The organism is Dongia soli (assembly GCF_034044715.1).
Lineage (GTDB): Bacteria > Pseudomonadota > Alphaproteobacteria > Dongiales > Dongiaceae > Dongia_B > Dongia_B soli.
The window spans coordinates 546,056-570,245 of the sequence record NZ_JAXCLW010000002.1 but is presented as its reverse complement, the minus strand read 5'-3'; the positions used below and the strand labels follow the sequence as shown (position 1 = coordinate 570,245).

Below are 24,190 nucleotides of genomic sequence, written 5' to 3'. Positions count from 1 at the left end.
GCCTAATTGCACTCTGGCTCAGCGCGCGATCGTCGCCGTCCGCTTGATCTTCTTCTGCAACTGCAGAATGCCGTAGACCAAGGCTTCCGCCGTCGGCGGGCAACCGGGCACATAGATATCAACCGGCACGATACGGTCGCAGCCGCGGACAACTGCATAGGAATAGTGGTAGTAGCCGCCGCCATTAGCGCAGGAGCCCATGGAAATGACCCAGCGCGGCTCGGCCATCTGGTCATAGACCTTGCGCAAAGCCGGGGCCATCTTGTTGGTGAGCGTGCCGGCGACGATCATCACGTCGGACTGACGCGGACTGCCGCGCGGAACAACGCCGAAGCGGTCGAGATCGTAACGCGCCATATAGGCATGCATCATCTCGACGGCACAGCAGGCCAAGCCGAAGGTCATTGGCCAGAGCGAGCCGGTACGTGCCCAATTGACCAGCTTGTCCATCTGGGCAACGACAAAACCCTTATCGGTCAGTTCCTGGTTCACGGAGCGCAGGATGCGGTCTTGTGCCTGACCCGGCGGCAATCCCTGCTGGGGGAGCCCGCCGATCGGTTGAGTTACGGACATGTTTCCGCTTACTCCCATTCCAAGGCCCCCTTCTTCCACTCATATATGAAGCCGACGGTCAACACGCCGAGGAAGATCATCATCGACCAGAAGCCGAACATGCCGATCTTGCCCAGCGTCACCGCCCAGGGAAACAGGAAGGCCACCTCGAGATCGAAGATGATGAAGAGGATCGACACAAGATAGAAGCGGACGTCGAATTGGCGCCGAGCATCGTCAAAAGCGTCAAAGCCGCATTCATAGGGCGACAGCTTCTCAGAATCTGGTTTCTGGTGACCGATAATTAAAGAGGCCACCACCAGGACGCCAGCCAAGCCCGTTGCGATCACGATGAAGATCAGGATCGGCAGGTATTCACGTAAGAGTTCGCTCATCCCTCATCATCCCATAAGGACGGCTGGCCAAGCCGAAAATATTCCCCCGATCTTCAGTCCAGCCAGCAGTAATTGCCGCAACGCGGCCGTTAGCGGCCCCCTGCGACGCGCGGCTACTATAGTGCCCGACTGTGCACTGCGAAAGGGTAAAAAAGCCGATTCGAAGCTGAGAATTAATCTCAACAAAATCTACGTACCGCTTGATTTTAATAGATTTTTCGGAGGCCTGAAAAGGCAAATGGCGCGAGTGACGGGACTTGAACCCGCGGCCTCCGGCGTGACAGGCCGGCGCTCTAACCAACTGAGCTACACCCGCGCAACCAACCGCGTTGCGGTGGCGGTCATGTACTAAAGGCGGCGGTACCGTGTCAACATAATAACGATTGCCCATGTTAATCTTTTTTTGGCCGGCAGCCGGCGCACGGTTTTAGGAGCGATTTTACGCTTTATCTCCCCACTTCCATCGAGTTTGGAGTATTCTTGCCCCGGCTTTCGAAGCCAGGTCTCATCAACACGACTCCGGAATCCCTTAACGGTTCAAGGCATGGCGCCATGCCCGGCGCTGATGTCGTTTTTGGAAAAAGGGGTGATGACCATGGGTAAGAAATTTGCTGCCGAATTTTTCGGCACCTTCTGGCTCGTACTCGGTGGTTGCGGTAGCGCCGTCCTCGCCGCCGCCTTTCCCGATCTCGGGATTGGACTGCAGGGCGTTGCCTTGGCTTTCGGCCTCACCGTCGTCACCATGGCCTTTGCCGTCGGCCATATCTCCGGCGGCCACTTCAATCCGGCGGTCACCATCGGCCTGATTGCCGGCGGCCGCCATCCAGCCGGAGACGCTCTCGCTTATATCGTTGCCCAGGTATTGGGTGCCATCGCCGCGGCGGCCGTCCTCTATCTGATTGCGACCGGCAAAGCCGACTATTCCGGCGGCCTGGCCTCGAATGGCTATGGCGATTTGTCGCCGGGGAAATATTCGCTGATGTCGGCCCTGGTGAGCGAAGTCGTGATGACCGCTTTCTTTCTGATCGTCATCATGGGGTCGACGGACAAAAGAGCACCCAAGGGCTTCGCCCCGATCGCCATCGGCCTCTGCTTGACACTCATTCACCTGGTCAGCATTCCGGTCACCAATACATCGGTTAATCCGGCCCGGAGCACTGGCCCTGCCTTGCTGGAAGCCGTGACGGGACACGGGGCCGGCGCGTTGGGTCAATTATGGCTCTTCTGGCTTGCGCCTATCTTGGGTGCAGTGATCGGTGCCTGGATCTATCGCTGGCTGATTGTGGAAGAGATCAGCGAAGCCACGATTCCCCTGCCGACGCCGACAATTCCCAGCGGCGGCGCGCCTGTCTGATCATCCATGGACGTGGAGGCGTTACCCCAGATTGGAGTAACGCTCCTCCCCGCTCCTATTTGGGATAACTGACCCGCCAGATCGCGTTCGCAACGTCGTCAGCGATCAGCAGGCTGCCATCGGCGGCGACCACAATGCCGACCGGCCGTCCCCAGACTTCAGCCGTGCTCTGTCCCTGTTGCCAGAACCCACTGAGGAAGGTTTCATAAAAACCTTCCGTCTTGCCGTCTTTGAATGGAACAAAGACGACTTTGTAGCCGGTCGGCTCGTTACGGTTCCAAGAGCCATGCAGAGCGACGAAGGCGCCGCCGCGATATCGTTCCGGAAACTGCTTGCCCTCATAGAAGGCCAAGCCGAGCGGCGCTGAATGCGATTGGAAAAGCAGATCAGGTACGATGCTCTTCGCGACCTGATCCGGCCGGCTATCAAAATCCGGCTGTTTATGCTGGCCGATATAGGCATCGGGCCAACCGTAAAAGCCGCCGGGCTTCAGTTTGGTCAGGTAATCCGGCACCAGGTCGTCGCCGAGCCCATCACGCTCATTTACCACGACATAGACATCATCCGTTCCGGGATAAAGCGAAATGCCGACCGGATTGCGCAAACCCGACGCATAGGTTTTCTGATCCGAACCATCTGCCGCAAAGGATTGGACAGTGGCCCGCGGCGACGGCTCGCGATCGATATTCCCTTCCGAGCCGATAGCAACATAGAAGCGCGAACCATCACGATTGAAGGTGATGTTGCGCGAGGAGTGACCCGACCCGCTGCCGATCGCTCCCTTCGGCGTTACCCGTTCCTTCTCACCCTCGGCTTTGATCTGACCGGCTTTCCACGGCAACCGCCAGACCGCTTCCGTATCCGCGACGTAGAGAAAATTTCCTTGGATCGCTAAGCCGTGCGGACGCCTGAAACCAGAAGCAAAGGGTCGAACCAACTCTGCCTTGCCGTCGCCATCAGCATCCCGCAACAGCGTCACGCGGCCGGCTCGCGGTTCGGCAAGAAAGACATCGCCATTGGGCGCCACCGTCATCCAGCGGGCATGTTGCAGCCCGGTCGCAAAAGCGTTCACGACAAAACCGGTTGGCACGCGAAAGGGCGGCGAAGCCGGCAGTTCGATTTCCTCCGGGCTATTACCGGGGCTATCCGTGGCGTAGGGTGGCGGGAGTTTCGCCGGATCAATAGAAACCTGTGTGCCCGGCGCTTGTGCGTCCGGCAGGCTGGCCGCCAGGACCGGCACGGCAATGCTCATTGCCGCAAATACCATGCAGAACCTACGCATGAGCCGGATCAGTCGTTGCGGCATTGGAGTTCCTTCAACGGCCAATCCGGGTTAACTGGGCTCTCCGGTTTCTTCAATCAAGGCTGCTTATCAGCCAACACGTTCAGGCACCGAGATCCCGAAACTTTCTCTCCAGGTCATAATCCGGTGAGGACACCTTCCGTTCCATTTCAGCCAACCGTCGGTCGATCTCATGGAACTTGCGCGCGAGGTCACTTACGGTCCGGGACGGATGCAGATTGACCGACTGCCAGAAGCGTTTCTCACGCTCATCAGCAAACAAGCCCATCGGTTGTTCCGGCATGATGATCCATAGGATGACATAGGTAAGAACTGCCAATGGAGCTGCGATGAACAGCGTTACGATGACAGCCAGCCGAAGCAGCGTCCGATCCCAGCCGAGATAATCTGCAATACCCGCGCAAACGCCACCGATGACGCCATGCCGTTTGTTCCGATAAAGCCGTTTGGGATCCGGTGGCAATGCATGATTGAAACTGTTCATTTCCGAACATTCCCTTCGATATCAAGCGCACGTTCGAGGTTGATCAGCCGTTCTTCCAATTTCTGAGCTGTCTGAAAGAGCTGTTGCAGAACCTGTTCATCGTCGGATGAGAGACTGCGCGACTTCCACAATTTCGTCAGATAATGAAAGATGATGAGAGGGCAGATCACGAAGATCACCAGCATGCCGGTGATCGCCATAAGAGCGATGGCAATCATCAGCTTATTCCTTCGCCGGTGTCCGGTTGCTTAATCGCGCCTTCAGCTCTGCCAGTTCGGCATCAATCTTCGCGTCGCTTTCCATTGTGGCCAGTTCCTGATCGAGATTGGGCTCCCTGTCCTTGCGGCCGATATCGTAGGCCTCCACGCGGCCGTCGAGTTCGTCCAATGCGCGCTCGGCAACCTCCATGCGCATCAATGCGTCACCGACCCGCGCATCATAGAGCATCCCCCGGGTCTTGAGACGCGCTTGCGCTGTCTTGGCGCGGGCCAGCATCGTTGCTTCGCGCTGCTTGGCATCGTCCAGTTTGGCCTGCAGCTTCGCGATATCCTCATTCTGCTGGGCCAGATACTTCTCGATGTCGTTGAGTTGTGTCTCGGCCGATGCAATGAGGGCAGTGATCTCGTTCTTTCGCAACAAGGCGCCCTTGGCCAAATCCTCCCGTCCCTTCTCGATCGCGAGCTCGGCCTTGGCTTGCCAAGAATCCCGATCACGGACCAGGGCGCTTGCCTTGCGCTCCAACTCCTTGCGATCGGCAATCGCCTTCACGGTCGCAGAACGCACTTCAACCAGCGTGTCTTCCATTTCCTGGATGATCAGACGAATGATTTTTTGCGGATCTTCGGCACGGTCCAGCAAGGACACGATGTTGGAATTCACGATATCGGTAAGCCGCGAAAAAATGCCCATCTGCCTCTCCTGTAGTTGATGCCAATCAGGAGAGCAATGAGCGTGCCATCATGTAACCTGTTTGAATAATTTGAACTTAGAGGAACCGCGCATAAGCTGCGATCACAGATTTTGCCATTAAATAACATATTATGTTATTCATAAGAATGAACGAAACGCCGCTTGGTGAGAGCCTCCCCTTCACCACGCTTCTCGGCCAGGTGTCCGTGCTGGCGCAACTGGACCGTACGGTGCTGCTGGTGGGCGAACGCGGCACCGGCAAGGAGCTGATCGCCGAGCGCTTGCACTATCTCTCGCCACGTTGGGACCGTCCGCTTATCAAGGTCAATTGCGCGGCCTTGGGCGAAAGCCTGCTCGACAGCGAATTGTTCGGCCATGAGGCCGGCGCGTTTACCGGCGCGGTGAAGCGCCGGGCTGGTCGTTTCGAACGGGCCGATGGCGGCACGCTTTTCCTCGACGAAATCGCATCGGCCTCATTGGCGGTGCAGGAGAAGTTATTGCGGGTCATCGAATATGGTGAATACGAACGTCTCGGTGCCAGCGAAACCCTACATGCGGATATCCGTCTTGTGGCGGCGACCAATGTCGATCTGCCAGCCTTGGCAGCCGCCGGGAAGTTCCGGGCCGATCTGCTCGACCGGCTCGCTTTCGCGGTTGTGACGGTCCCGCCCTTACGGGCGCGGCAGGAGGACATCCTTGTCCTCGCGCAGCATTTTGGCCTGGTCATGTCGACGGTGATGAAACGGCCCTACTTCGCCGGCTTCACCAAGATCGCCGAGAAAGCCCTATTGGCTTACGCTTGGCCCGGCAATGTTCGTGAGTTGAAGAATGTGGTGGAACGCGCCGTTGCCGCCACCGATGCGGACAAGCCGGTCAATGATATCCGTTTCGATCCATTTGACTCGCCATGGCGCCCGGGCGCGGATACGTCACCGCAACTGGCCCGGCCGCCTGCGGAACCCGATGGACCCTATAATTTCACGGTACATATGGCCGAGATGGAAAAGCGCCTGTTGATCGACGCCCTGGAGCGCAACCTCCACCAACAAAAGCGAACCGCGGCGTTTCTGGGATTGGAATACCACCAACTGCGGAACCTCATGCGCAAATATGGCCTGATCGGCCCACGCCAGGGCGACGCTCATTTCAGTCCGCGTTCAAAGCCGACTAAACCCGCTTCGAATTAAGATGTGCGAGGACACATAGTTCAGCCTGGGTCCTGGCAATCTGCCAGCCGCGGACATCGACGATGCTGCCTTCGAGAAAATCTTGCCTGACTGCGGCAGCCAGCGACTGACGCAGTCCGCGCATGTCGCCATTCTCATGCCACCCATAGGCGCGCAGTCGTTGCGACAGACGGTCGGCAACGAGTTTGGCCGGCACGAAGCCAAGACGATATTGCTGCGCCCATGCCTTTCCGATCTCGGCCGCATGATGACGATCCATCAGACTTTGCAGCAGCGCTTCCTGCAGCGCCTCGTTACGCGATTGAAGGACCGAGGATGTCAGGCCGTAAGAGAACAACCCGGCAGACGCAATACTACCAAAGCCAAAGAATTTCAGGGCCTGCCGCCGCGAAAACATAAGCTTTTCCTAACCATTCAGAGTCAACGACTTCAAGTGATCCGACAACCGCAACGCCAAGGCCACGACTGTCAACGTCGGATTGACGGCGCCGCCGGTGGTGAAAACAGAGCTTCCCGCCACATAGAGATTGGCAAGACCGTGGACCTTACAATCGGCATCGACCACACCGTGCTTGGGATCCTGGGACATTCGAGTGGTTCCCATGTGATGGCATCCCCAACCGGTTTCGGCCTCTTGCCAAACACCTTCACGGCTGAACAGGATACGCACATCAGCCTTTCCCCATGCGCCAAATGCACGCGCCACGGCCGCCAGATTGCGGCTGAGATTGTGATGATCGATTGGCGAAGGTCGCCAGCTGAGGCACGTGCGCTGCAAGCCGAGCGCATCCCGCCGATGCGACAAGGTAACCCTGCTATCGGGCGACGGGGCCTGTTCCGTTGCACAGCTGATCCCGAAAATCATTTCCTGGCTGGCCTCCGACGAGGACGGCTGATCGTCATCGTCGATATCGGCGCTACGCAGCAATTGCAACACGCCGGGCTCCAAGGAGTCCGGACCGTCGTCCCCGTCTTGCCGAGCGGCGAGCGGTGCACGCATCGGATAAAGGGCCATATTGGTGCCCATCAGCTTCTCCCGGCGGAGAAAATCATCGGAGAGCATCAGGACAGCACGCATCGAGACAGCACCGATCTGCGTCGCCGCATGATAATGATCGGGGATCAGCTTGTGATCGCGAATAGCGATATAGGCGACCTGACCCGGGACATGCACATGCTCCATGAAGTAACGGCCGACCAGATCATGGTCATTGCCCAGGCCTGTCTTTTGAATGCTGTTCGACAGCAGCAACATACGCGCATTCTCGATCCCGCCGGTCGCCAACACGCATAGTTGTGGGCGGATGATGAAACGATTACCGGCCAATGTGGCGATATTCAGCCGGTCGACCTTGTTCACCATCGCGTCCGGCACGATCTCCGTTACGTTGCTGTAGAGATATGTGCTGACATTTTGCGTCTGCTGGATATCGCTGCGGTAAACCTCTCCGAAACGCGTCGGCTGGCTGAAGATGAAGTAGCGGGTAACCACATCCTCACCGGCCAGGGGAATAGGTTGCAGATTTGCCTGTCGCCGCCAGCCTTCATGATCATCAAAATCCGTCGAGCCAAGCTGGCAGAGATCCTGCGCGCGCGCGTAGAAAGGATTGAGATCGTTACGCGTGATCGGCCAGCCGGAATGCGGCAGCCAGTCACGCTCTTCGAAATCGATGTCCGCGAGCGGCCGGCACCAGCCGCCCCAATGATTGGTGCTGCCGCCGAAATAACGCAACCGCGCACCGTCCAGGGGATAGGTAACGCCTTTGTTCTCACCTTCGTAAAGCGCTTGGGTATCCGCGTCGAAATCCAGCCCACCGCTTTCGATTAAAATCACCTTTAAGCCGCTGTTCCGCATCTCCCGGGCGATGGTGATGCCGGCGGCGCCGGCGCCGATGATTGCTAGATCAGTTTCGATAACCGTGCCGTCAGGCACATTGCGCCCGTCGATAAACATCGGCCGCTTGTCCCAAGTTGTCCCGTGGATTGCCGGATCGAGTCTGACCAGCACATCAGTATTAACACGTGATCTCGCTGTTTCCTGCGTTTGAGACAGCGGGATCACGAAAATATGAAATATCAAAAATGATTACAGTTGTATTGCAGCTTCGTGTCGCGCCTGCTTCAGGGCCTCCATGCAGCTTCGGCATGACGCCGCCACGAACGTCTTTGACAGATGGAATATCAATCCAGGCTGATGCCGAATTGCGCTTGCAGGCCTGCTGCGCCTGCCGATGTAATATGGATGGCGCGACTGTCACGAACCCGATCGATCCAGCCGAGATCAAAGCACCGCGCCGCTATCCCGGCACCCACTGCCCCGCCCAAGTGAGGCCGCCTTTCACTCCAATCCAGGCAGGGTTTGCAGAAAATCCGGCGCTGCTTGCGCAAGGCAGTCAGATTGACGCCCCAGGCATCGAACATCGCAATGCCGCTTTCCGTCAGGATTCCGGCATCGTCATCCAGCAGAATATGTTGCTGAGCAATCATGGCATCTGCGATGGCGACACCGAGCCGCCCCGCCAGATGATTGAAGCAGGTGCGGGCCCGCCGTAAGGCTTCATCGCGGGGCGATGCCGGTCGATAGCGCTTCGGACCTTCGATTGCAGCTACGGCCATCAGGTTTTCTAACATGTTGCCGACCAACGGGGATGCGAGGCGGAAATATCGATGCCGCCCTTGCTTGACCAAACTGAGCAAGTTTGCATCCGTGAGCTTGGCCAGGTGACCGCTGGCGGTCGAGGCGGAAATGCCGGCAAGATAAGCAAGCTCGCCGGCCGTCAGTGCCCGCCCATCCATCAGCGCGGTCAGCATGTTTGCGCGGGCCGTGTCGCCAATCAATGCGGCGATTTCCGCCATATTGGTCGTCCAGATCATGCAATGATCTTAGAAACGGTCGGAAAGTCTCACAAGGAAGAATAGTTCGGCGGCCGCCGAAGTTTCCTTTCGCCTTGGCTTGGTCCACCAATATTCCTTATTTTTGGTCCTTCCCCAGCATCCTGATTATCAGGATGCTGGATGCAGCCAAATGACCTGATTCACGGAGTAAACGATGCCTGGCGACATGATTGAGTTGTATTCCTGGCCGACCCCGAATGGCCGTAAGGTGCATATCGCCTTGGAAGAATTCGGCCTACCCTACCGCGCTCATGGCATCGATATCGGCAAAGGCGATCAATTCACACCGGATTTTCTCAAAATCAGTCCCAACAATAAGATTCCGGCTTTGCTTGACCCACAGGGGCCGGATGGCAAGCCGATCTCCATTTTTGAGTCCGGCGCCATCCTTATTTACCTCGCCGAGAAAACCGGTCGGTTTATGCCGTCATCGGGCGCCGGCCGCTATAGCGTACTGCAATGGCTGATGTTCCAAATGGGCGGTGTCGGGCCGATGTTCGGCCAGGCCAATCATTTCCGCACCTTCGCCCCCGAGAAAATCCCGTATGCGATCGACCGCTACACGAACGAGGTACTGCGGCTGTCGGGGGTGATGGATAAGCGCCTCGCCGAAACACGTTTTCTGGCCGGTGACGATTACAGCATCGCCGATATCGCCACCTGGCCATGGATCAGCTATGCGGTGCGCCAGGGCATCGACGTGGCGAGCTTCCAGCACCTCATGCGCTGGAACGAGGAAATCGCGTCGCGCCCTGCCGTGCAACGCGGTCTCGCCGTTCTCTCTCAACCCGAATCGGCGAAGCCCATGAGTGCCGAGGAACGCAATATCCTGTTCGGCAATACCCAATACCAGCAGCGCTGAGGACGCCGATACTTCGGCCGAGGCCGAAACAGTTCCACATGACGGCGGTGACCTCGATTGCCATCCTTCTTAGAGCAACAGAAGGGATGGGATCGCCATGTCACGATTGGTCGATACGCAAGGTTTCCAGAATGCCGGCCTGGTCCGATATTGCCGCGTTATATTGGACCGGCTGGCACTGGCTGCGGAACGGCGTCGGCAAAGACGTGCGCTGCTGCGCTTGGACGCCGATCAGCTCAGGGATATCGGTCTAAGCCGCGAGGATATCGACGCGGAGGTCGGTCAGGCGTTCTGGCGTTTTTGATGCCTCATGCGGTTCACATTTTCATGTCGCCGCCTTAGTTGCGGCCACAAAGTCGCGATGACGATGGCGACGAAGATCAAACCGCCGCCAATGAAGACCTTGAACGGCACCCGTTCTCCATAGATGAGCCAAGGCCAAAGCGGATTGCATAGCACATCGCCCATGGCGATCAGCATGGTCTGTACCGCCGGCACATGTGGTGCGCCGCGCAGGAAGCAAACCAGCGAAACAGCCAGTTGCAGCATGCCCATCAAGGCCAGGATCAGAAACTGCTTTGGCGTCAGCAATGGGATGCCATGCAGCAGCCAGACAATCACTGCAACCGCGAAGCCACCGATAACCAAAGCCGGCGTCATGTCGATCTGGGCGAAGCGCTTCAGCACGACGGTCTGCAGGGCCATGAAAAGCGGTACGCCAAGCCCCAGCACGGTGACCAATAGGCCATTGCCGCCCCCTGCACTGCCTTCTTCTGATCGGGCAATGGCCAGGATGCCGATGAATGCCAAGACAGCCGCGCCAAGCACGATAGGCGAGGTCCGTTCCCGCAGGACCAGCCAGGCCAGCAAGGCAGCAAAGATCGGCGCGGTGGCGCTGAGGGCGGCCACGGAAGCCACGCTGCTCGCCAGTGAGATCGCGACGACGTAGCACGTTGTCGCCGCGCCGAACGCGGTGGCCGATAGAAGAAAGGCAACCGGCTGCGGTGGCATGAACAAGGCTGGTGTCGCCCGGCGATAAATTGCCAGCAAATAGGCCAGAAGCGATAGCGACATGAAGCCGCCGCGATAGGCATTGATGGTCCAAGGGTCCAGATCCGGCAAGGACCGGACGAAAAGCCCGCTGGTGCTGGAAAACAGCATGGCCAGCGTGACAAGGAAGAGCCCACGCATGTAGGAGTTACGCGCGGAACCGGCCGGCCGAAGCCCGGAAGGTGATGTCATGAAAGTGCCTGAGCGCCAGGGGAACGAAAAGCAGCTTGACCTTTAATGGCGGCTTGATGCCGTCGGAAAAGAACCTTTTTTGACCGCTTCGCGCTGCACGCTCGCCCCCCGACAGAGATATTATTCAGCATCAGGTTAGGACCTGATCTGTTGTGCCACCAGCGGTCAAAACGCATAACGTGGCTACTCATTTCGCACCGGGCGACCGGAACGCCGTTCAAAAGCGACCATTACTAGCCCGTATCGGCTTTTGCCGTCTGGCGATTGGACCACTGAATAGAAGTTCGGTTGCCAATCAGGTTTAGGCCGGGAAACTCCTTGCCAACAAGCCAACTATCCCGTATTGGTTATACATGTATATACAAGTTAACGGAGGATAATCCGGTGAGCGCCACCCGTTACAACGCCCGTGTCATCCGAGCTCCGCGCGGGACCGAACTCAACGCCAAGAGCTGGCTGACGGAAGCACCGCTGCGCATGCTGATGAACAATCTCGACCCCGACAATGCCGAGAACCCCAATGAATTGGTGGTGTATGGCGGCATCGGCCGGGCGGCGCGGAACTGGGAATGCTTTGACCGGATCGTCGAAACGTTGAAGACGTTAAACGAAGACGAGACCTTGCTGATCCAGTCAGGCAAGCCGGTCGGCGTTTTCCGCACTCACAAGGACGCGCCGCGTGTGCTCCTCGCGAATTCCAATCTCGTTCCCCATTGGGCGACCTGGGAGCATTTCCGGGAATTGGATGCCAAGGGCCTGATGATGTATGGCCAGATGACCGCTGGATCCTGGATCTATATCGGCAGCCAGGGCATCGTCCAGGGAACTTACGAGACGTTCGTCGAAGCGGGTCGCCAGCATTACGGCGGCAACCTCAAAGGACGCTGGATTCTGACTGGCGGGCTCGGCGGGATGGGTGGTGCCCAGCCTCTCGCCGCCACCATGGCCGGCGCCTCCATGCTGGCCGTCGAATGCGAGCCGTCGCGGATCGAACGCCGTCTGGAAACCCGTTATCTCGACACCAAGGCTGCGACGCTGGATGAAGCCTTGGCCATTCTCGACAAGGCTAAGAAAGATGGTAAGGCCATCTCCGTCGGCCTGCTCGGCAATGCTGCCGAGGTCTTCCCGGAGATCGTCAAGCGCGGCCTTCGCCCCGACATGGTGACCGACCAGACCAGCGCGCACGATCCGCTGAATGGCTATCTGCCGGCCGGCTGGAGTTTGGAAAAGGCCGCCGATATGCGCCAGAGGGATCCCGAGGCCGTGGTGAAGGCCGCAAAGCAATCGATGGCGGTCCAGGTTCGTGCTATGCTCGATTTCCATAAGCATGGTATCCCCGTTCTCGACTACGGCAACAACATTCGGCAAATGGCGAAAGAAGAAGGTGTTGAGAATGCCTTCGACTTCCCCGGCTTTGTGCCCGCTTATATTCGCCCGCTTTTCTGCCGCGGCATCGGCCCGTTCCGTTGGGCCGCACTCAGCGGCGATCCGGAAGACATCTATAAGACCGACGCCAAGGTGAAGGAGCTGATCCCCGACAATCCGCATCTGCACAATTGGCTCGACATGGCCCGCCAGCGGATCAGCTTCCAGGGCCTGCCCGCCCGCATCTGCTGGGTCGGTCTCGGTGAACGTGCGAAGCTCGGCCTCGCCTTCAATGAAATGGTCGCCAAAGGAGAGTTGAAGGCACCGGTGGTGATCGGTCGCGATCACCTCGATTCCGGTTCCGTCGCCAGCCCCAACCGCGAGACGGAAGCCATGAAGGACGGCTCGGATGCGGTCTCCGACTGGCCGCTGTTGAACGCCTTGCTGAACTGCGCGTCGGGCGCCACCTGGGTCAGCCTGCATCATGGCGGTGGGGTCGGCATGGGCTTTTCGCAGCATGCCGGCATGGTAATCTGCTGCGACGGGACCGAGGACGCCGCGCGGCGCATCGAACGCGTGCTGACGAACGACCCCGGCACGGGTGTCATGCGTCATGCCGATGCCGGTTATGAGATCGCGATCGACTGTGCGAGGGAACAGGGCCTCAATCTGCCGATGCTGCAGAAGTAATCGCCCAAGCCGGATGCCGTCGCCACTAACTCGCCTCTTTTCAGGCTGTCCGTGGTGACGGAACACTTGTTCCGGTGCTAAATTGCGCGATCTTCAACGAGCCGGGTAACCGATATGCCGCGTCAAGAATCCTCCACCGACCATGCCTGGGATTGTCTGATCACCGATTGCCATGTCGCCAGCATGGCCGGCAACGACGGCTACGGTGAAATTCGCGACGCGGCGATTGCCGTGCAGGATGGCCGGATTGCCTGGATCGGTCCCGCAGCCGATCTGCCGAAACCCGCGGCAGAGCCGCTGGATGAAGTAACGCTCAACGGCGATTGGGTGACGCCCGGCTTGATCGACTGCCACACGCATCTGATCTATGGCGGGCAACGCGCCAATGAATTCGAGATGCGCCTCAACGGTGCGAGCTACGAGGAAATCGCCAAAGCAGGCGGCGGTATCATATCCACCGTCAAGGCGACCCGCGCAGCCAGCGTCGAAGATCTCGTTGCCGATGCAGGACGCCGGCTCGAAAGCCTGATCGAAGAAGGCGTCACCACGATTGAAATCAAATCCGGTTATGGCCTCGATCTCGATACCGAACGCCGGATGCTCCAGGCTGCTCGGCAGTTGATGGAGGATTACCCCGTCTCCGTCGTCGCTACCTGCTTGGCCGCGCATGCTTTGCCGCCCGAATATGCCGGCCGCCAAAGCGACTATGTCGATCTGGTTTGTGAGACCATTCTACCGACTTTGGCGCAGGAAGGCCTGATTGATGCGGTCGATGCCTTCTGCGAAAAGATCGCCTTCACCGCGGCGGAAACCGAACGCGTCTTCCAAACGGCGCAGAAGCTTGGCTTGCCGGTGAAGCTGCATGCGGAACAGCTTTCCGACCAGAAAGGCGCTGTGCTCGCGGCGAAATATAATGCGCTGTCGGCGGATCATATCGAATACATCGGAGAGGATGGCGTCCAGGCAATGGCGGCAGCCGGCACGGTCGCCGTTCTGCTGCCCGGCGCTTTTTATTGCCTGCGCGAAACCAAGCTGCCGCCGATCGATCTTTTCCGCGGTCATGGGGTAAAAATCGCGCTCTCGACAGATCATAATCCCGGCACGTCACCTGCTTTGTCATTGCGCTTGATGCTCAGCATGGCTTGCACCTTTTTCCGCCTTACGCCTCAGGAAGCCCTGCGCGGCATCACCATAAACGCCGCTAAGGCTCTAGGTATCGATGACAGCCATGGCTCGCTTGAAATCGGCAAAATGGCCGATCTGGCGGTTTGGGATATCGAACAGCCAGCAGAGCTTAGCTACTGGATCGGTTCTAATCCCTGCACCGCCGTGATGAAAAGTGGCTACTGGGCCCGGCGGAGCTATTGAACATGATGAAACTCCGCCATCTCACTGCGGCCGATTACAAGCGCATGCCATGGAAAAACGGCCAGGGATCGACGACGGAGCTGATCGCCTCACCTGGTGCTGAAGGTGGCGCTTTCAACTGGCGTCTCAGCATTGCCGAAGTCGGTCAGTCCGGCCCGTTTTCGGATTTCAGCGGCTACGACCGGTTCATTACCCTGATCGAAGGCGCCGGCATGATCCTGAACTTCAATGGCATGATGGAGCGGCGCATCGATCAACCGTTTCAACCCCTGCCCTTCGATGGCGGCTGGCAGACGGACTGCACGCTGATCGATGGACCGCTGCGCGACTTCAATCTGATGGTCGCCCGCAATTGGGGCTATACCGCTATGACCATCCTGCGCCCTGACGCGGGTGAAGACTGCGAAATCGACGTTGCGCCCGTTACGCTGCTGCATGTTTTCACCGGGAATGTCAGCCTGGAGATCGACGGCGCCCGGCATCATCTGAAAAGCGGCGATACGCTTCATATCGAAGACGCCCCGGATGCCTGGCTAAGGGCCGATCAAGCCTCGATCCTTGCGGCAATCTACCTGCAGCCCCGATAGACACAGCCATTTCTTCTGATGGCCAATCCGGGAACTCGCTTGTCGGGGTGCACCCGATTTTAAGGCTTTATGCAAAATACCTGGCTTCCATGTTCAACTGCTGGGCCGGCAAAAAACACGATGATCGGATCGTACCCAGCCGCAGCGAAATTGATCCGGCGGATTTTACGCGCATTCTGCCCCGCGTGATGATTGCCGATGTGATTCCAGAACCTTTGGATTTTCGCTATCGCTTGAGTGGCACCGGTATTTGCAACGTACACGGTGAAGTTCTCACCTACCGTCACGTCCGCGACCTGCCACCGCCGCAATATGGTGCGCTGGTTTACGACCACTACGCCCGCGCCGTATCGCGGAAACAGCCACTTCTGCACTTGATCTCAAATCGATCGACAAGATCCGTATTTACGCACGCTTGATCCTGCCGCTTTCCAGCGATGGAAAGAGGATCAACATGCTGATGGCGATTGACACCGCAAAACAGAATAGCCGTGAGCTGCAGGAATTTTTCGAGGCTGCACGTATCGCCAAAGCTTGCGTGACGGGCTGGCCCAATTCCGTTAAAGTACCATTAATAAGAACATGAAGGATGTCGCTCGTGAGCCACGATATTTCTCATCCCTATGATTTCGCGCAGGGCGATACACCGCTATTGATCAGCATGCCGCATGTCGGGACCGAATTGCCGCAAGCCGTCCGTGAAGGCTTGATCCCCGAGGCTTTGGATCTGCGCGACACCGACTGGCACCTGCCGCGTCTTTATGATTTCGCGCGCGACATGGGCGCCAGCCTGCTGGCCGCGCGCTATTCTCGTTTCGCCATCGACCTCAACCGCTCATCGGACGATAAGCCCTTGTATCAGACCGCGACGACCGGTCTTTATCCCGATGTTTTATTTGAGGGTACGCCGCTTTTCCAACCGGGCAAGGCACCTGACTCCACTGCGCGGCGGGCTTACCTGGAACACATCTGGCAACCGTATCACGACCGCATTGCCAGTGAACTTGCGCGCCTGAAGGCGAAGTTCGGCTATGCCGTGCTGTTCGACGCCCATTCGATCAAGGGTGAAATCCCGCGCTTGTTCGAAGGCCTGTTGCCGGACTTCAACATCGGCACCAATAGCGGTGCATCCTGTCCTGAAAGTCTCTCCACTGAGCTTGCGGCTATCTGCGATACCGGCAACTATCGCCATGTGGTGAATGGCCGTTTCAAAGGCGGTCACATCACGCGCCATTACGGCCAGCCGGATCAATCGATCTGTGCCGTCCAGCTGGAGCTTGCCCAGCGGACCTATATGCGGGAAGCTGCGCCCTTCGACTACCTGCCTGAAAAGGCTGATCAGGTTCGAGCGGTTCTCAAACGGTTCGTTGAGCATCTGCTCGACTTCCGGCCTTAAGTAGATTAGCCGGCCGGACTGTGGCGAATTCGGGGGCTATCACTTTTCGTCCGGAAGCTTCGTCGCCTGGAATATCCGCGCAACCACGGGCGTCTGAGACAGGGTATTCAACCCGATGCAACGCCTGGAGGACGTGATGAGCCAGATCAAGATTCTTTGCCTATGCAGCGCAATGGTATTGGGCCTGTCAGGTATGGCAGCCAGCGCCTCGGCCGATGACTATGGCCCCTTCAAGGAAAGCGAAACATCTTTGGGGAAGGTGCTGGTCGATGCCAAAGGCATGACCCTTTATACCTTTGACAAGGATAAGGCAGGCACATCCAACTGCTACGACAAATGTGCCGAAAACTGGCCACCGGCAACGGCGAGCGCCAGCGATAAGCCGACGGGCGAATTGACCATTATCAAGCGCAAGGATGGGACCTTGCAATGGGCGGATGACGGCAAGCCCCTTTACACCTTCAAGTATGATGCCAAGCCCGGTGATGTGACGGGCGACAACAAGAATAACGTCTGGCACGTCGTCAAGGATTAAATAGTCGCCAACCGATCGCCGGAGCCATAGCCGGCTTCTTGCCGGCTATCTCTCTTAGGCCGCTGGCTCCCAGCGGATTGTAAGGACCCTGGCATTTTTTCTTAAGTTGCACTATTTTCGCTCACGCTTGCGTCCGCCTGCTCTCCCATGCTTGTCCCGATGGTCGAAGAGCTGACACCTGAACAATAAATCAGGTCGGAACTTGGTGCAGGTCATGAACCGCCGCCAGACAGTTGGGGTTCGGCGCGGATGACGAGGGTGAGATGAAAAAGCTGGTTTTCGTGTTGCTTGGCTGTGCCATCGTTTTTGGCGGCATTTTCGGGTTCCTTGCCTATAAAAATAAGATGGCGGCGGAATTCATGGCGAATATGCCAATCCCGGCTATTCCCGTCACCGCGACAAAGGCAACCCAGCAGAACTGGCCACGGACTGTGCCGGCCATTGGCGTGATGGAGGCCCAACACGGTGTCGATGTCAGCACTGAGGTTGCCGGCACCGTTCAAAACATCCTTTTCGAGTCAGGTAACCGGGTCGCCAAGGGCGACCTGCTTGTTCAACTGGACGCTGAGGTCGAACAGGCGGAATTACGAAGCGTCCAGGCTCAACTTGACCTCGCACAGAGCGACGTGCGTCGCGCCCGCGCGCTTGCACCCAACAAGACGATTTCGATCTCCGCCCTGGATAAAGCCGAATCCGATGCCAAAGTAGCGGCCGCCGCAGTCGGCCGCTTGACCGCGGTCATCGCCAAGAAGACCATCGTGGCGCCTTTTGATGGGATGCTCGGCATCCGCAGGATCAATCTCGGTCAATATCTCGATCCCGGCACACCGATCGTGAATCTCCAGGATCTCAGCGCGATGCTCGTCAATTTCGGCGTCTCGCAAAGGGTATTGTCCGATATTCACGTCGGCCAACCGATTCGCATGGCGACAGATTCTTATCCGGGACGGATTTTTGAGGGCAAGGTTACCACGATCGCACCGCTGATCGACGACCGAACCGGTATGGTGGCGATCCAGGGACGATTTGAAAATGCCGATGGCAGCCTGCGCCCGGGCATGTTTGCGCGCCTGGACATCATATTGCCGGATATGCAGCAGACGACGATCGTGCCGCAAACAGCCGTTAGCTATAGCCTCTATGGCAATGCCCTCTATGTGATCAACCGCAGCAAAAATGAAAAAGGCGAGGAAATCGCGACCGTCGAACGTGCGATGGTGGAAACCGGCGCGCGCCGGGGCAATTGGGTCATTGTAACGAAAGGCATTTCCCCCGGCGCTGAGATCGTTACCTCCGGTCAGCTTAAATTGACCAATGGCGCACATGTGACGGTGACCGAGAGCGAGGTTCTGACACCCCCACAAACCCTGCCGCTGGAATAGGCTCTCGGATGTTCGATATCTTCATCAAGCGGCCGATCCTCGCCACCGTCGTTAGTCTGCTCATCCTGCTGCTGGGCTTGAAAGCACTGACATCTCTGCAGATCCGGCAGTTTCCGGAACTTTTCAATACCGTCATCACGGTAACGACTACATATCCCGGAGCCGATTCCGATTTGATGCAGGGCTTCATCACCGATCCCATTCAAAAGGCGGTCGCGACGGCTGATGGGATCGACTATCTGACCTCACGTTCCGCCTTCGGTATCAGCATCGTCGAAGTTCATGTGCGCCTGAATGAAGATCCCAATGTTGCGATGACAGAGGTGATCTCCAAGGTCAACGAGACCCGTTCCCTGCTGCCGCGGGGCATCAATGATCCGGTGATCGAGAAAACCACGGGCGACGATACCGATGTGATGTATCTCGCCTTTTCAAGCACGGTTATGAATCCCGGCCAGATCACCGATTACATGATGCGGGTGATCCAGCCGAATCTGTCCACGGTTGCCGGCGTCGCCGATCCGCAAATTCTTGGCAGCCAGAAATTCGCCATGCGGATCTGGTTGGACCCCACCAAGCTGGCGCAATTCAATCTTTCCACCGACGATATTCGCCTCGCTTTGGAAGCGAATAATTTCCAAGCCACCGCCGGCAGCGCCAAAGGCGTTTTCGATGTGGTGGGCACGACAGCCGGGACCGATTTGCGCGATGAGGAAGGCTTTCGGGAACTCGTCGTCCGCAACGACGGAACCAGGCTGGTCCGGCTGCGCGACGTTGCCACGGTGGCCCTCGGACCAGAAAGTTCGGATTCATCGGTCTATGTCAATGGCGAGAAAGCCGTGTTCATCGGCATCAAGACGACACCGACCGCCAATCCCCTGACCGTCGTCGACGATATCCGCCAGATGCTGCCGAAGCTGGAAGCCGATCTGCCGCCCGGCATGAAACTGACCATCGCCTATGACCAGACGACCTTTGTCCGCGCCGCCATCCAGGAGGTGTTGACCACCATTGCCGAAGCAGCGGTGATCGTGATGGTGGTCATTTTCCTGTTCATGGGATCGTTCCGATCGGTCCTCATCCCCCTCGTGACAATCCCCCTCTCCTTGATCGGCGTCTGTTTGTTTCTGCTGATCTTGGGCTTTTCCATCAACCTACTGACATTGCTGGCCATGGTCCTGGCCATCGGGCTGGTCGTCGACGACGCGATCGTGGTTGTCGAAAATGTGCATCGGCACATCGAGGAAGGCCGAACGCCCTTCGATGCTGCTATCATCGGCACAAGAGAAATCGCCACACCGGTGATTTCCATGACCATCACCCTCGCCGCCGTTTATGCGCCAATCGCCTTCATGACAGGTTTGACGGGTGCCCTATTCCGGGAATTCGCCCTCACTTTGGCCGGTGCGGTCATCGTCTCCGGTGTCGTCGCCCTCACCTTGTCGCCCATGATGTGCTCCAGGGTGCTGAAGCATGACGATAACAAACGCGGCCTGGCGGCCCGGCTCGATGTCCTGTTCGACAAGGTACAGCACATCTATCTCCGTTGGCTGAATGCCTCCTTGCACGATCGCCTGGCTACAGTGATTTTCGCCTTGATCGTCTCCGGATCCCTCTATTTCCTGATCAAGGCCATTCCCAATGAACTGGCGCCGGAAGAGGATCAAGGTTACGCGCTGATTTTTTATAGCGGTCCGCCCAGCGCCAATATCGACTATATGAACCGTTTCTCCAATGAAATGACAAAGGCATTCGGCGATATCAAGGAGATGGAAAGCTTTTTTGCGATCAATGGCACGACCAATGTCAATGATGGCATCGCCTTCCCGGTCTTCAAGCCCTGGGAAGAACGCGACCGATCGCAGAAGGAAATTGTTCAGGATATGACCACGCGCTTCGCAAAGGTCACCGGCCTGCAAGGCGGCGTCTTCAGCGATGCGCCTCTTCCGGGCGCGACCGGCCTGCCTCTGCAATTCGTCATCACCACCACGGCCGATTACCGCTCCTTGAATGAAGTGTCTCAGCGCTTCATGGAGAAAGCGCAGCAGAGCGGGCTCTTCATCTATAACGATCTCGATCTCAAATTCCAGAAGCCGCAGACGATTGTCGAGATCGACCGTGACAAAGCCGCCGCCTATGGTGTCCGCATGCAAGACATCGCCAGCACCCTGGCGATCCTGACAGGTGGTGACTACGTTAATTTGATGAATCTCTATAACCGCAGCTATCAGGTCATTCCGCAAGTCGCGCGAATTGACCGGTTGGATCCGGATAAGCTCGGCGAGTTCTACGTCAAGACGATCGATGGCAATGCCATTCCCCTTTCCAGCCTGGTGACACTGCGCGAAGAAATACAGCCAGTCGATCTGAATCAGTTCAATCAGCAGAATGCCGCCACGCTTTCAGGCGTGCTGATGCCCGGCGTCACACTTGGCACCGCCATCACCTTCCTGGAACAGGCGGCGCATGAGGTTCTTCCCGACGGCTTTTCTTATGATTTTTCAGGGCAATCGCGGCAATATATCCAGGAAGGAAGCGCGCTTTACATCACCTTCATTTTCGCTTTGACGGTGATTTTCCTGGTTCTTGCTGCGCAATTCGAAAGCCTGCGTGATCCTCTGGTCATCCTGGTTAGCGTGCCGCTGTCGATCTGCGGTGCGCTTATTCCGCTTGCCCTTGGTGCGAATATCATCACCGGTGCCAGTATGAATATTTACAGCCAGGTCGGTCTGGTCACCCTGATCGGTCTTATCACCAAGCACGGTATCCTAATCTGTGAGGTTGCCAAGGAGCAGCAGATGTATCACGGCCTGACCCGACTTGAGGCCGTAAAGGTTGCCGCTGGGTTGCGCCTGCGACCCATTCTGATGACGACTGCGGCAATGGTCGCCGGTCTCATTCCCCTGCTCTTCGCCGCCGGCGCTGGCGCCTCCAGCCGTTTCTCGATCGCCATCGTGATCGTCGCCGGCATCAGCATCGGCACCCTCTTCACCCTTTTCGTATTACCGGTGATCTATACGTTTCTCGCCAGCGATCATCGGCCGAAAAGCGTCAGCAGCGGTGACGAAATCACGGAACCAACCATATCGCATTGATCACTCTCAAGGGATTTAAGCTTGGCGGCGTGCACCGCCATAGAGCATGTAAAGGCCAGCGCCAACAATGAGTGCTGCGCCAAGCCACATCGTCGCATCGGGCGTTTCACCGAAGATCGCATAGCCCCAAAGAGCTGCCCAGATGAGGCCGCTATATTCGAATGGCGTGACAAAATTCGCCTCGGTCAAGCGATAGGCTTGACTCAGCAAGGTCATGGCGATGGCGGAAATCGGGCCACAGGCGGCCAGCAATAACAGGTCGCGGAAACTCGGCATCGTCCAGGGACGTAGCAGGAAATCCAAGGCTCCATTGCTGTGCGATACGATGCCGCCACCGAAGAAGGTAAGCATCACCAATGCCATCAGGCCAGCAGCCACCAGGAACATCAGGTTTTGGTAGAAGGACATGACAATCGCCGGCGCATTGGTGCTGTAGCGGCGCGTCATCAATTGTGCCGAACCGTAGGTGCAGGCCGCGACAAGTGGTAATACGGCAACCAAATTCAAGACGCCGCTTCCGGGCCGCAGCATGACGATCACGCCGGCGAACCCGACGACGGTCGCCAACCAGCGTGGCCAACCGATCTTCTCGCCCAGGAAAGGTCCTGCCAAGGCTGTGACGAAAATCGGCACGGTGAAGTATAGCGCAACGATATCGGCCAGCGGCATGACCGGAAACGCGAGATAATAGGTGGTATACGAAACCACCAGAAGCAGGCCACGAATGAACAGCCAGTTCAAGGGACCAGCAATGATTGCGCGTAATCCCGCCTGGCGGTGGATCATGAAAAGCAGAATGGGCAAAGCCGAGAGGCAACGGATCACGATGACCTCGTGAACCGGGTAGGCACCGCTCAAAAGCTTGATTACGACATCCTGCAGGGAAAAGACCAGGATACCACCGCAAAGCGCAAGGATTGCCAGAAACGCGTTGTTACGGTGAAAACGGGGTGCTTCGGCATTGGTTGCCAAGCAAGGTTGCGACATTTGCGGCTCACGCGGCGATTAGGCAATGAGTGAATCATGCCGAAAGCCGCGCCGTCTCCGGCATGAAATTACTGCATGCCTTACCGAACAAACCTTGCCTCTTCTGCGCTGGTATTTGGCTTGACGTTTGCCGGATTGCTATTCCAGCAGAATGCTCTGGCTCTACCATTCGAGGGCCAGAGCATCGCCTTCAATCGATCTATTGGCTGAAAGCCGCCTTGATTACATCGGCGAAGCGATGGCCAGCCGCCTCTTCCTCGGCATGGTGCCCTTCTTGCACGACCCAGGCACCGCCAACCATGACGTCCTTCACCAAGCGGTCGGTGCCGCCGAACAGCCAACGTGACAGGATGTCATCACCACTGATATGCGCCATCAGGGGATGCCTCCCATTCAAAACGACCAGATCGGCGCGCTGTCCGGTGGCGATGCGTCCGACCGGCTGTCCGACCGCCTGAGCACCACCAGCGACGCAGGCATCATAAAGGAAAGCACCAATATTCGGCCGAGCAGCGCTGTAGAGACGATTGCGGCGCTCATGCTTCAGCCGCTGTCCATATTCCAGCCACCGCAGTTCCTCAACAACGCTCAGGGATACATGGCTATCGGAGCCGACACCGAAGCGTCCGCCTTGGCGGGCATAGTCGATGGCGGGAAACAGGCCATCGCCGAGATTGGCTTCGGTCGTCGGACAGATGCCGACAACTGCGCCGCTCTTCGCCATGCGCGTCACCTCCTGATCATCGGCATGCGTGGCGTGAATGAGGCACCAGCGCTGATCCACTGCGAACTCATCATAAAGCCACTGGATCGGCCGCTTGCCCGACCAGGCCAAGCAGTCATCGACCTCTTTTTGCTGTTCGGCGATATGGATATGAACCGGTCGACCGTCATCCGTTGCGCCCAGGATGGTCTTCATCTCGTCTGGCGTCACTGCACGCAAGGAATGAAAGCAGGCACCCAGCCGCCGCAAGGGATGATCACAGCTGGCTGCGAGATTCTGCAGCAGCTTCAGGTAGTCGTCGGCCTGATGCAGGAAGCGACGTTGTCCGGCTGCCGGCTCCTTGCCACCAAAGCCCCCATGCGCATACATTACCGGCAGCAGCGTGATACCGATGCCCGTCCGGTCCGCCGCAGCAAGCACACGTTTCGCCATTTCCGCGGGATCAGCATAAGGCCGGCCATCAACATTGTGATGTAAGTAATGAAACTCGGCCACCGAGGTGTAGCCGGCCTTCAACATATCGATATAGAGATAGCTCGCGATTGCCTCGACTTGCTCCGGGTTGAGACGGCCAACGAGGCGATACATGAGATCGCGCCAAGTCCAAAAACTATCCTCAGGGTTGAGCGCGCTTTCGGTCAGCCCGGCCATGGCGCGCTGAAAGGCATGAGAATGAAGGTTTGGCATACCAGGCAATACCGGGCCGGAAAGAGGCTGAGCGGCCGCCGCTCTGTCGCGCGGCGTTCCTGTCGATACGTCAGCGATAAAGCCCTTGTCGTCGAGGGAAATGAGCACGTTTTCGGCCCAACCCTGGGGCAATAAGGCTCGTTCGGCAATATAAGACTTCATTTTGGCTGACCTTCTTCTTGGCGGACTTG

General features: G+C 57.7%; 25 protein-coding genes and 1 tRNA gene. 13 read left to right on the top strand and 13 right to left on the bottom strand.

All coding sequences use genetic code 11. From position 1 onward, the window contains the following. Window positions 1-18 precede the first annotated feature (18 nt). The 3 genes from SMD27_RS09140 to SMD27_RS09130 all read right to left on the bottom strand — a co-directional run bounded on the left by SMD27_RS09140 (window position 19) and on the right by SMD27_RS09130 (window position 1,263). On the bottom strand, window positions 19-591 hold the full coding sequence (locus SMD27_RS09140; protein ID WP_320508063.1) for a NuoB/complex I 20 kDa subunit family protein: 573 nt from the start codon (window positions 589-591) through the stop codon (window positions 19-21). Beyond that, window positions 582-947, bottom strand: a complete 366-nt coding sequence (locus SMD27_RS09135; RefSeq protein ID WP_320508062.1) for an NADH-quinone oxidoreductase subunit A — start codon at window positions 945-947, stop codon at window positions 582-584. Before SMD27_RS09135 ends, SMD27_RS09140 begins: the two co-directional genes overlap by 10 nt. Window positions 948-1,186: 239 nt before the next feature. Further along, window positions 1,187-1,263, bottom strand: a tRNA-Asp gene (locus SMD27_RS09130). A gap of 279 nt (window positions 1,264-1,542) precedes the next feature. Here SMD27_RS09130 and aqpZ point away from each other — a divergent pair. Next, window positions 1,543-2,301, top strand: coding sequence for an aquaporin Z (gene aqpZ, locus SMD27_RS09125; protein WP_320508061.1), 759 nt, complete (start codon window positions 1,543-1,545; stop codon window positions 2,299-2,301). A 55-nt stretch (window positions 2,302-2,356) separates the two neighbouring features. Here the strand turns inward: aqpZ and SMD27_RS09120 are convergent, their stop codons facing one another. The 4 genes from SMD27_RS09120 to pspA form a co-directional block, all read right to left on the bottom strand. Further along, the gene (locus tag SMD27_RS09120; protein WP_320508060.1) at window positions 2,357-3,607 is read right to left on the bottom strand and encodes a PQQ-dependent sugar dehydrogenase; all 1,251 of its coding nucleotides are present in this window, start codon (window positions 3,605-3,607) and stop codon (window positions 2,357-2,359) included. Between the two features lie 79 nt (window positions 3,608-3,686). Next, on the bottom strand, window positions 3,687-4,088 hold the full coding sequence (gene pspC / locus SMD27_RS09115) for an envelope stress response membrane protein PspC (protein ID WP_320508059.1): 402 nt from the start codon (window positions 4,086-4,088) through the stop codon (window positions 3,687-3,689). Beyond that, on the bottom strand, window positions 4,085-4,306 hold the full coding sequence (locus SMD27_RS09110; RefSeq protein WP_320508058.1) for a hypothetical protein: 222 nt from the start codon (window positions 4,304-4,306) through the stop codon (window positions 4,085-4,087). The genes pspC and SMD27_RS09110 overlap by 4 nt, the downstream gene beginning before the upstream one ends. A gap of 4 nt (window positions 4,307-4,310) precedes the next feature. Continuing rightward, entirely contained in the window at window positions 4,311-4,997 is a 687-nt protein-coding gene (gene pspA / locus SMD27_RS09105) for a phage shock protein PspA (protein WP_320508057.1), read from the bottom strand. Window positions 4,998-5,143: 146 nt separating this feature from the next. On the opposite strand from pspA, the gene pspF reads away from it, so the two are divergent. Continuing rightward, the gene (gene pspF / locus SMD27_RS09100) at window positions 5,144-6,184 is read left to right on the top strand and encodes a phage shock protein operon transcriptional activator (protein WP_320508056.1); all 1,041 of its coding nucleotides are present in this window, start codon (window positions 5,144-5,146) and stop codon (window positions 6,182-6,184) included. Here the strand turns inward: pspF and SMD27_RS09095 are convergent. The 3 genes from SMD27_RS09095 to SMD27_RS09085 form a co-directional block, all read right to left on the bottom strand. Further along, a complete protein-coding gene (locus SMD27_RS09095) occupies window positions 6,165-6,581 on the bottom strand; it encodes a hypothetical protein (protein ID WP_320508055.1) in 417 nt (138 codons plus the stop codon). The genes pspF and SMD27_RS09095 overlap by 20 nt on opposite strands. Before the next feature lie 9 nt (window positions 6,582-6,590). Next, the gene (locus tag SMD27_RS09090) at window positions 6,591-8,138 is read right to left on the bottom strand and encodes an FAD-dependent oxidoreductase (RefSeq protein ID WP_320508054.1); all 1,548 of its coding nucleotides are present in this window, start codon (window positions 8,136-8,138) and stop codon (window positions 6,591-6,593) included. 227 nt (window positions 8,139-8,365) lie between these two features. After that, the gene (locus tag SMD27_RS09085) at window positions 8,366-9,058 is read right to left on the bottom strand and encodes an ArsR/SmtB family transcription factor (RefSeq protein WP_320508053.1); all 693 of its coding nucleotides are present in this window, start codon (window positions 9,056-9,058) and stop codon (window positions 8,366-8,368) included. A gap of 187 nt (window positions 9,059-9,245) precedes the next feature. On the opposite strand from SMD27_RS09085, the gene SMD27_RS09080 reads away from it, so the two are divergent. Beyond that, window positions 9,246-9,941 carry a glutathione S-transferase N-terminal domain-containing protein gene (locus tag SMD27_RS09080; RefSeq protein WP_320508052.1) on the top strand — a complete coding sequence of 232 codons (696 nt, stop codon included), beginning with the start codon at window positions 9,246-9,248 and terminating at the stop codon, window positions 9,939-9,941. Window positions 9,942-10,038: 97 nt separating this feature from the next. After that, window positions 10,039-10,245 carry a DUF1127 domain-containing protein gene (locus SMD27_RS09075; RefSeq protein WP_320508051.1) on the top strand — a complete coding sequence of 69 codons (207 nt, stop codon included), beginning with the start codon at window positions 10,039-10,041 and terminating at the stop codon, window positions 10,243-10,245. On the opposite strand, the gene SMD27_RS09070 is transcribed toward SMD27_RS09075, so the two are convergent. Further along, window positions 10,224-11,183 carry a DMT family transporter gene (locus tag SMD27_RS09070; protein WP_320508050.1) on the bottom strand — a complete coding sequence of 320 codons (960 nt, stop codon included), beginning with the start codon at window positions 11,181-11,183 and terminating at the stop codon, window positions 10,224-10,226. The genes SMD27_RS09075 and SMD27_RS09070 overlap by 22 nt on opposite strands. 384 nt (window positions 11,184-11,567) lie before the next feature. Between SMD27_RS09070 and hutU the strand changes: the two genes are divergently transcribed. The 9 genes from hutU (at window position 11,568) to SMD27_RS09025 (ending at window position 21,601) form a co-directional block, all read left to right on the top strand. Further along, a complete protein-coding gene (gene hutU / locus SMD27_RS09065; RefSeq protein ID WP_320508049.1) occupies window positions 11,568-13,238 on the top strand; it encodes a urocanate hydratase in 1,671 nt (556 codons plus the stop codon). 114 nt (window positions 13,239-13,352) lie between these two features. Further along, window positions 13,353-14,606, top strand: a complete 1,254-nt coding sequence (gene hutI / locus SMD27_RS09060) for an imidazolonepropionase (protein ID WP_320508048.1) — start codon at window positions 13,353-13,355, stop codon at window positions 14,604-14,606. Window positions 14,607-14,608: 2 nt separating this feature from the next. Further along, on the top strand, window positions 14,609-15,193 hold the full coding sequence (locus tag SMD27_RS09055; protein ID WP_320508047.1) for a HutD/Ves family protein: 585 nt from the start codon (window positions 14,609-14,611) through the stop codon (window positions 15,191-15,193). A gap of 89 nt (window positions 15,194-15,282) precedes the next feature. After that, window positions 15,283-15,612: a PAS domain-containing protein gene (locus SMD27_RS24140; protein ID WP_379990548.1), complete on the top strand. Its 330-nt coding sequence runs from the start codon at window positions 15,283-15,285 to the stop codon at window positions 15,610-15,612. A gap of 35 nt (window positions 15,613-15,647) precedes the next feature. Further along, window positions 15,648-15,779: a hypothetical protein gene (locus SMD27_RS09045; RefSeq protein WP_320508045.1), complete on the top strand. Its 132-nt coding sequence runs from the start codon at window positions 15,648-15,650 to the stop codon at window positions 15,777-15,779. Between the two features lie 12 nt (window positions 15,780-15,791). Then, window positions 15,792-16,589, top strand: coding sequence for an N-formylglutamate deformylase (hutG, locus tag SMD27_RS09040; protein ID WP_320508044.1), 798 nt, complete (start codon window positions 15,792-15,794; stop codon window positions 16,587-16,589). A gap of 136 nt (window positions 16,590-16,725) precedes the next feature. Further along, window positions 16,726-17,124, top strand: coding sequence for a COG4315 family predicted lipoprotein (locus tag SMD27_RS09035; protein WP_320508043.1), 399 nt, complete (start codon window positions 16,726-16,728; stop codon window positions 17,122-17,124). 263 nt (window positions 17,125-17,387) lie between these two features. Further along, window positions 17,388-18,506 carry an efflux RND transporter periplasmic adaptor subunit gene (locus tag SMD27_RS09030; protein WP_320508042.1) on the top strand — a complete coding sequence of 373 codons (1,119 nt, stop codon included), beginning with the start codon at window positions 17,388-17,390 and terminating at the stop codon, window positions 18,504-18,506. Between the two features lie 8 nt (window positions 18,507-18,514). Continuing rightward, window positions 18,515-21,601: an efflux RND transporter permease subunit gene (locus SMD27_RS09025; RefSeq protein ID WP_320508041.1), complete on the top strand. Its 3,087-nt coding sequence runs from the start codon at window positions 18,515-18,517 to the stop codon at window positions 21,599-21,601. A gap of 15 nt (window positions 21,602-21,616) precedes the next feature. Here SMD27_RS09025 and SMD27_RS09020 read toward each other — a convergent pair whose 3' ends face one another. Both SMD27_RS09020 and SMD27_RS09015 read right to left on the bottom strand, forming a co-directional pair. Continuing rightward, a complete protein-coding gene (locus tag SMD27_RS09020; protein ID WP_320508040.1) occupies window positions 21,617-22,588 on the bottom strand; it encodes a DMT family transporter in 972 nt (323 codons plus the stop codon). 199 nt (window positions 22,589-22,787) lie between these two features. Then, the gene (locus SMD27_RS09015; RefSeq protein WP_320508039.1) at window positions 22,788-24,161 is read right to left on the bottom strand and encodes a formimidoylglutamate deiminase; all 1,374 of its coding nucleotides are present in this window, start codon (window positions 24,159-24,161) and stop codon (window positions 22,788-22,790) included. Window positions 24,162-24,190 lie beyond the last annotated feature (29 nt).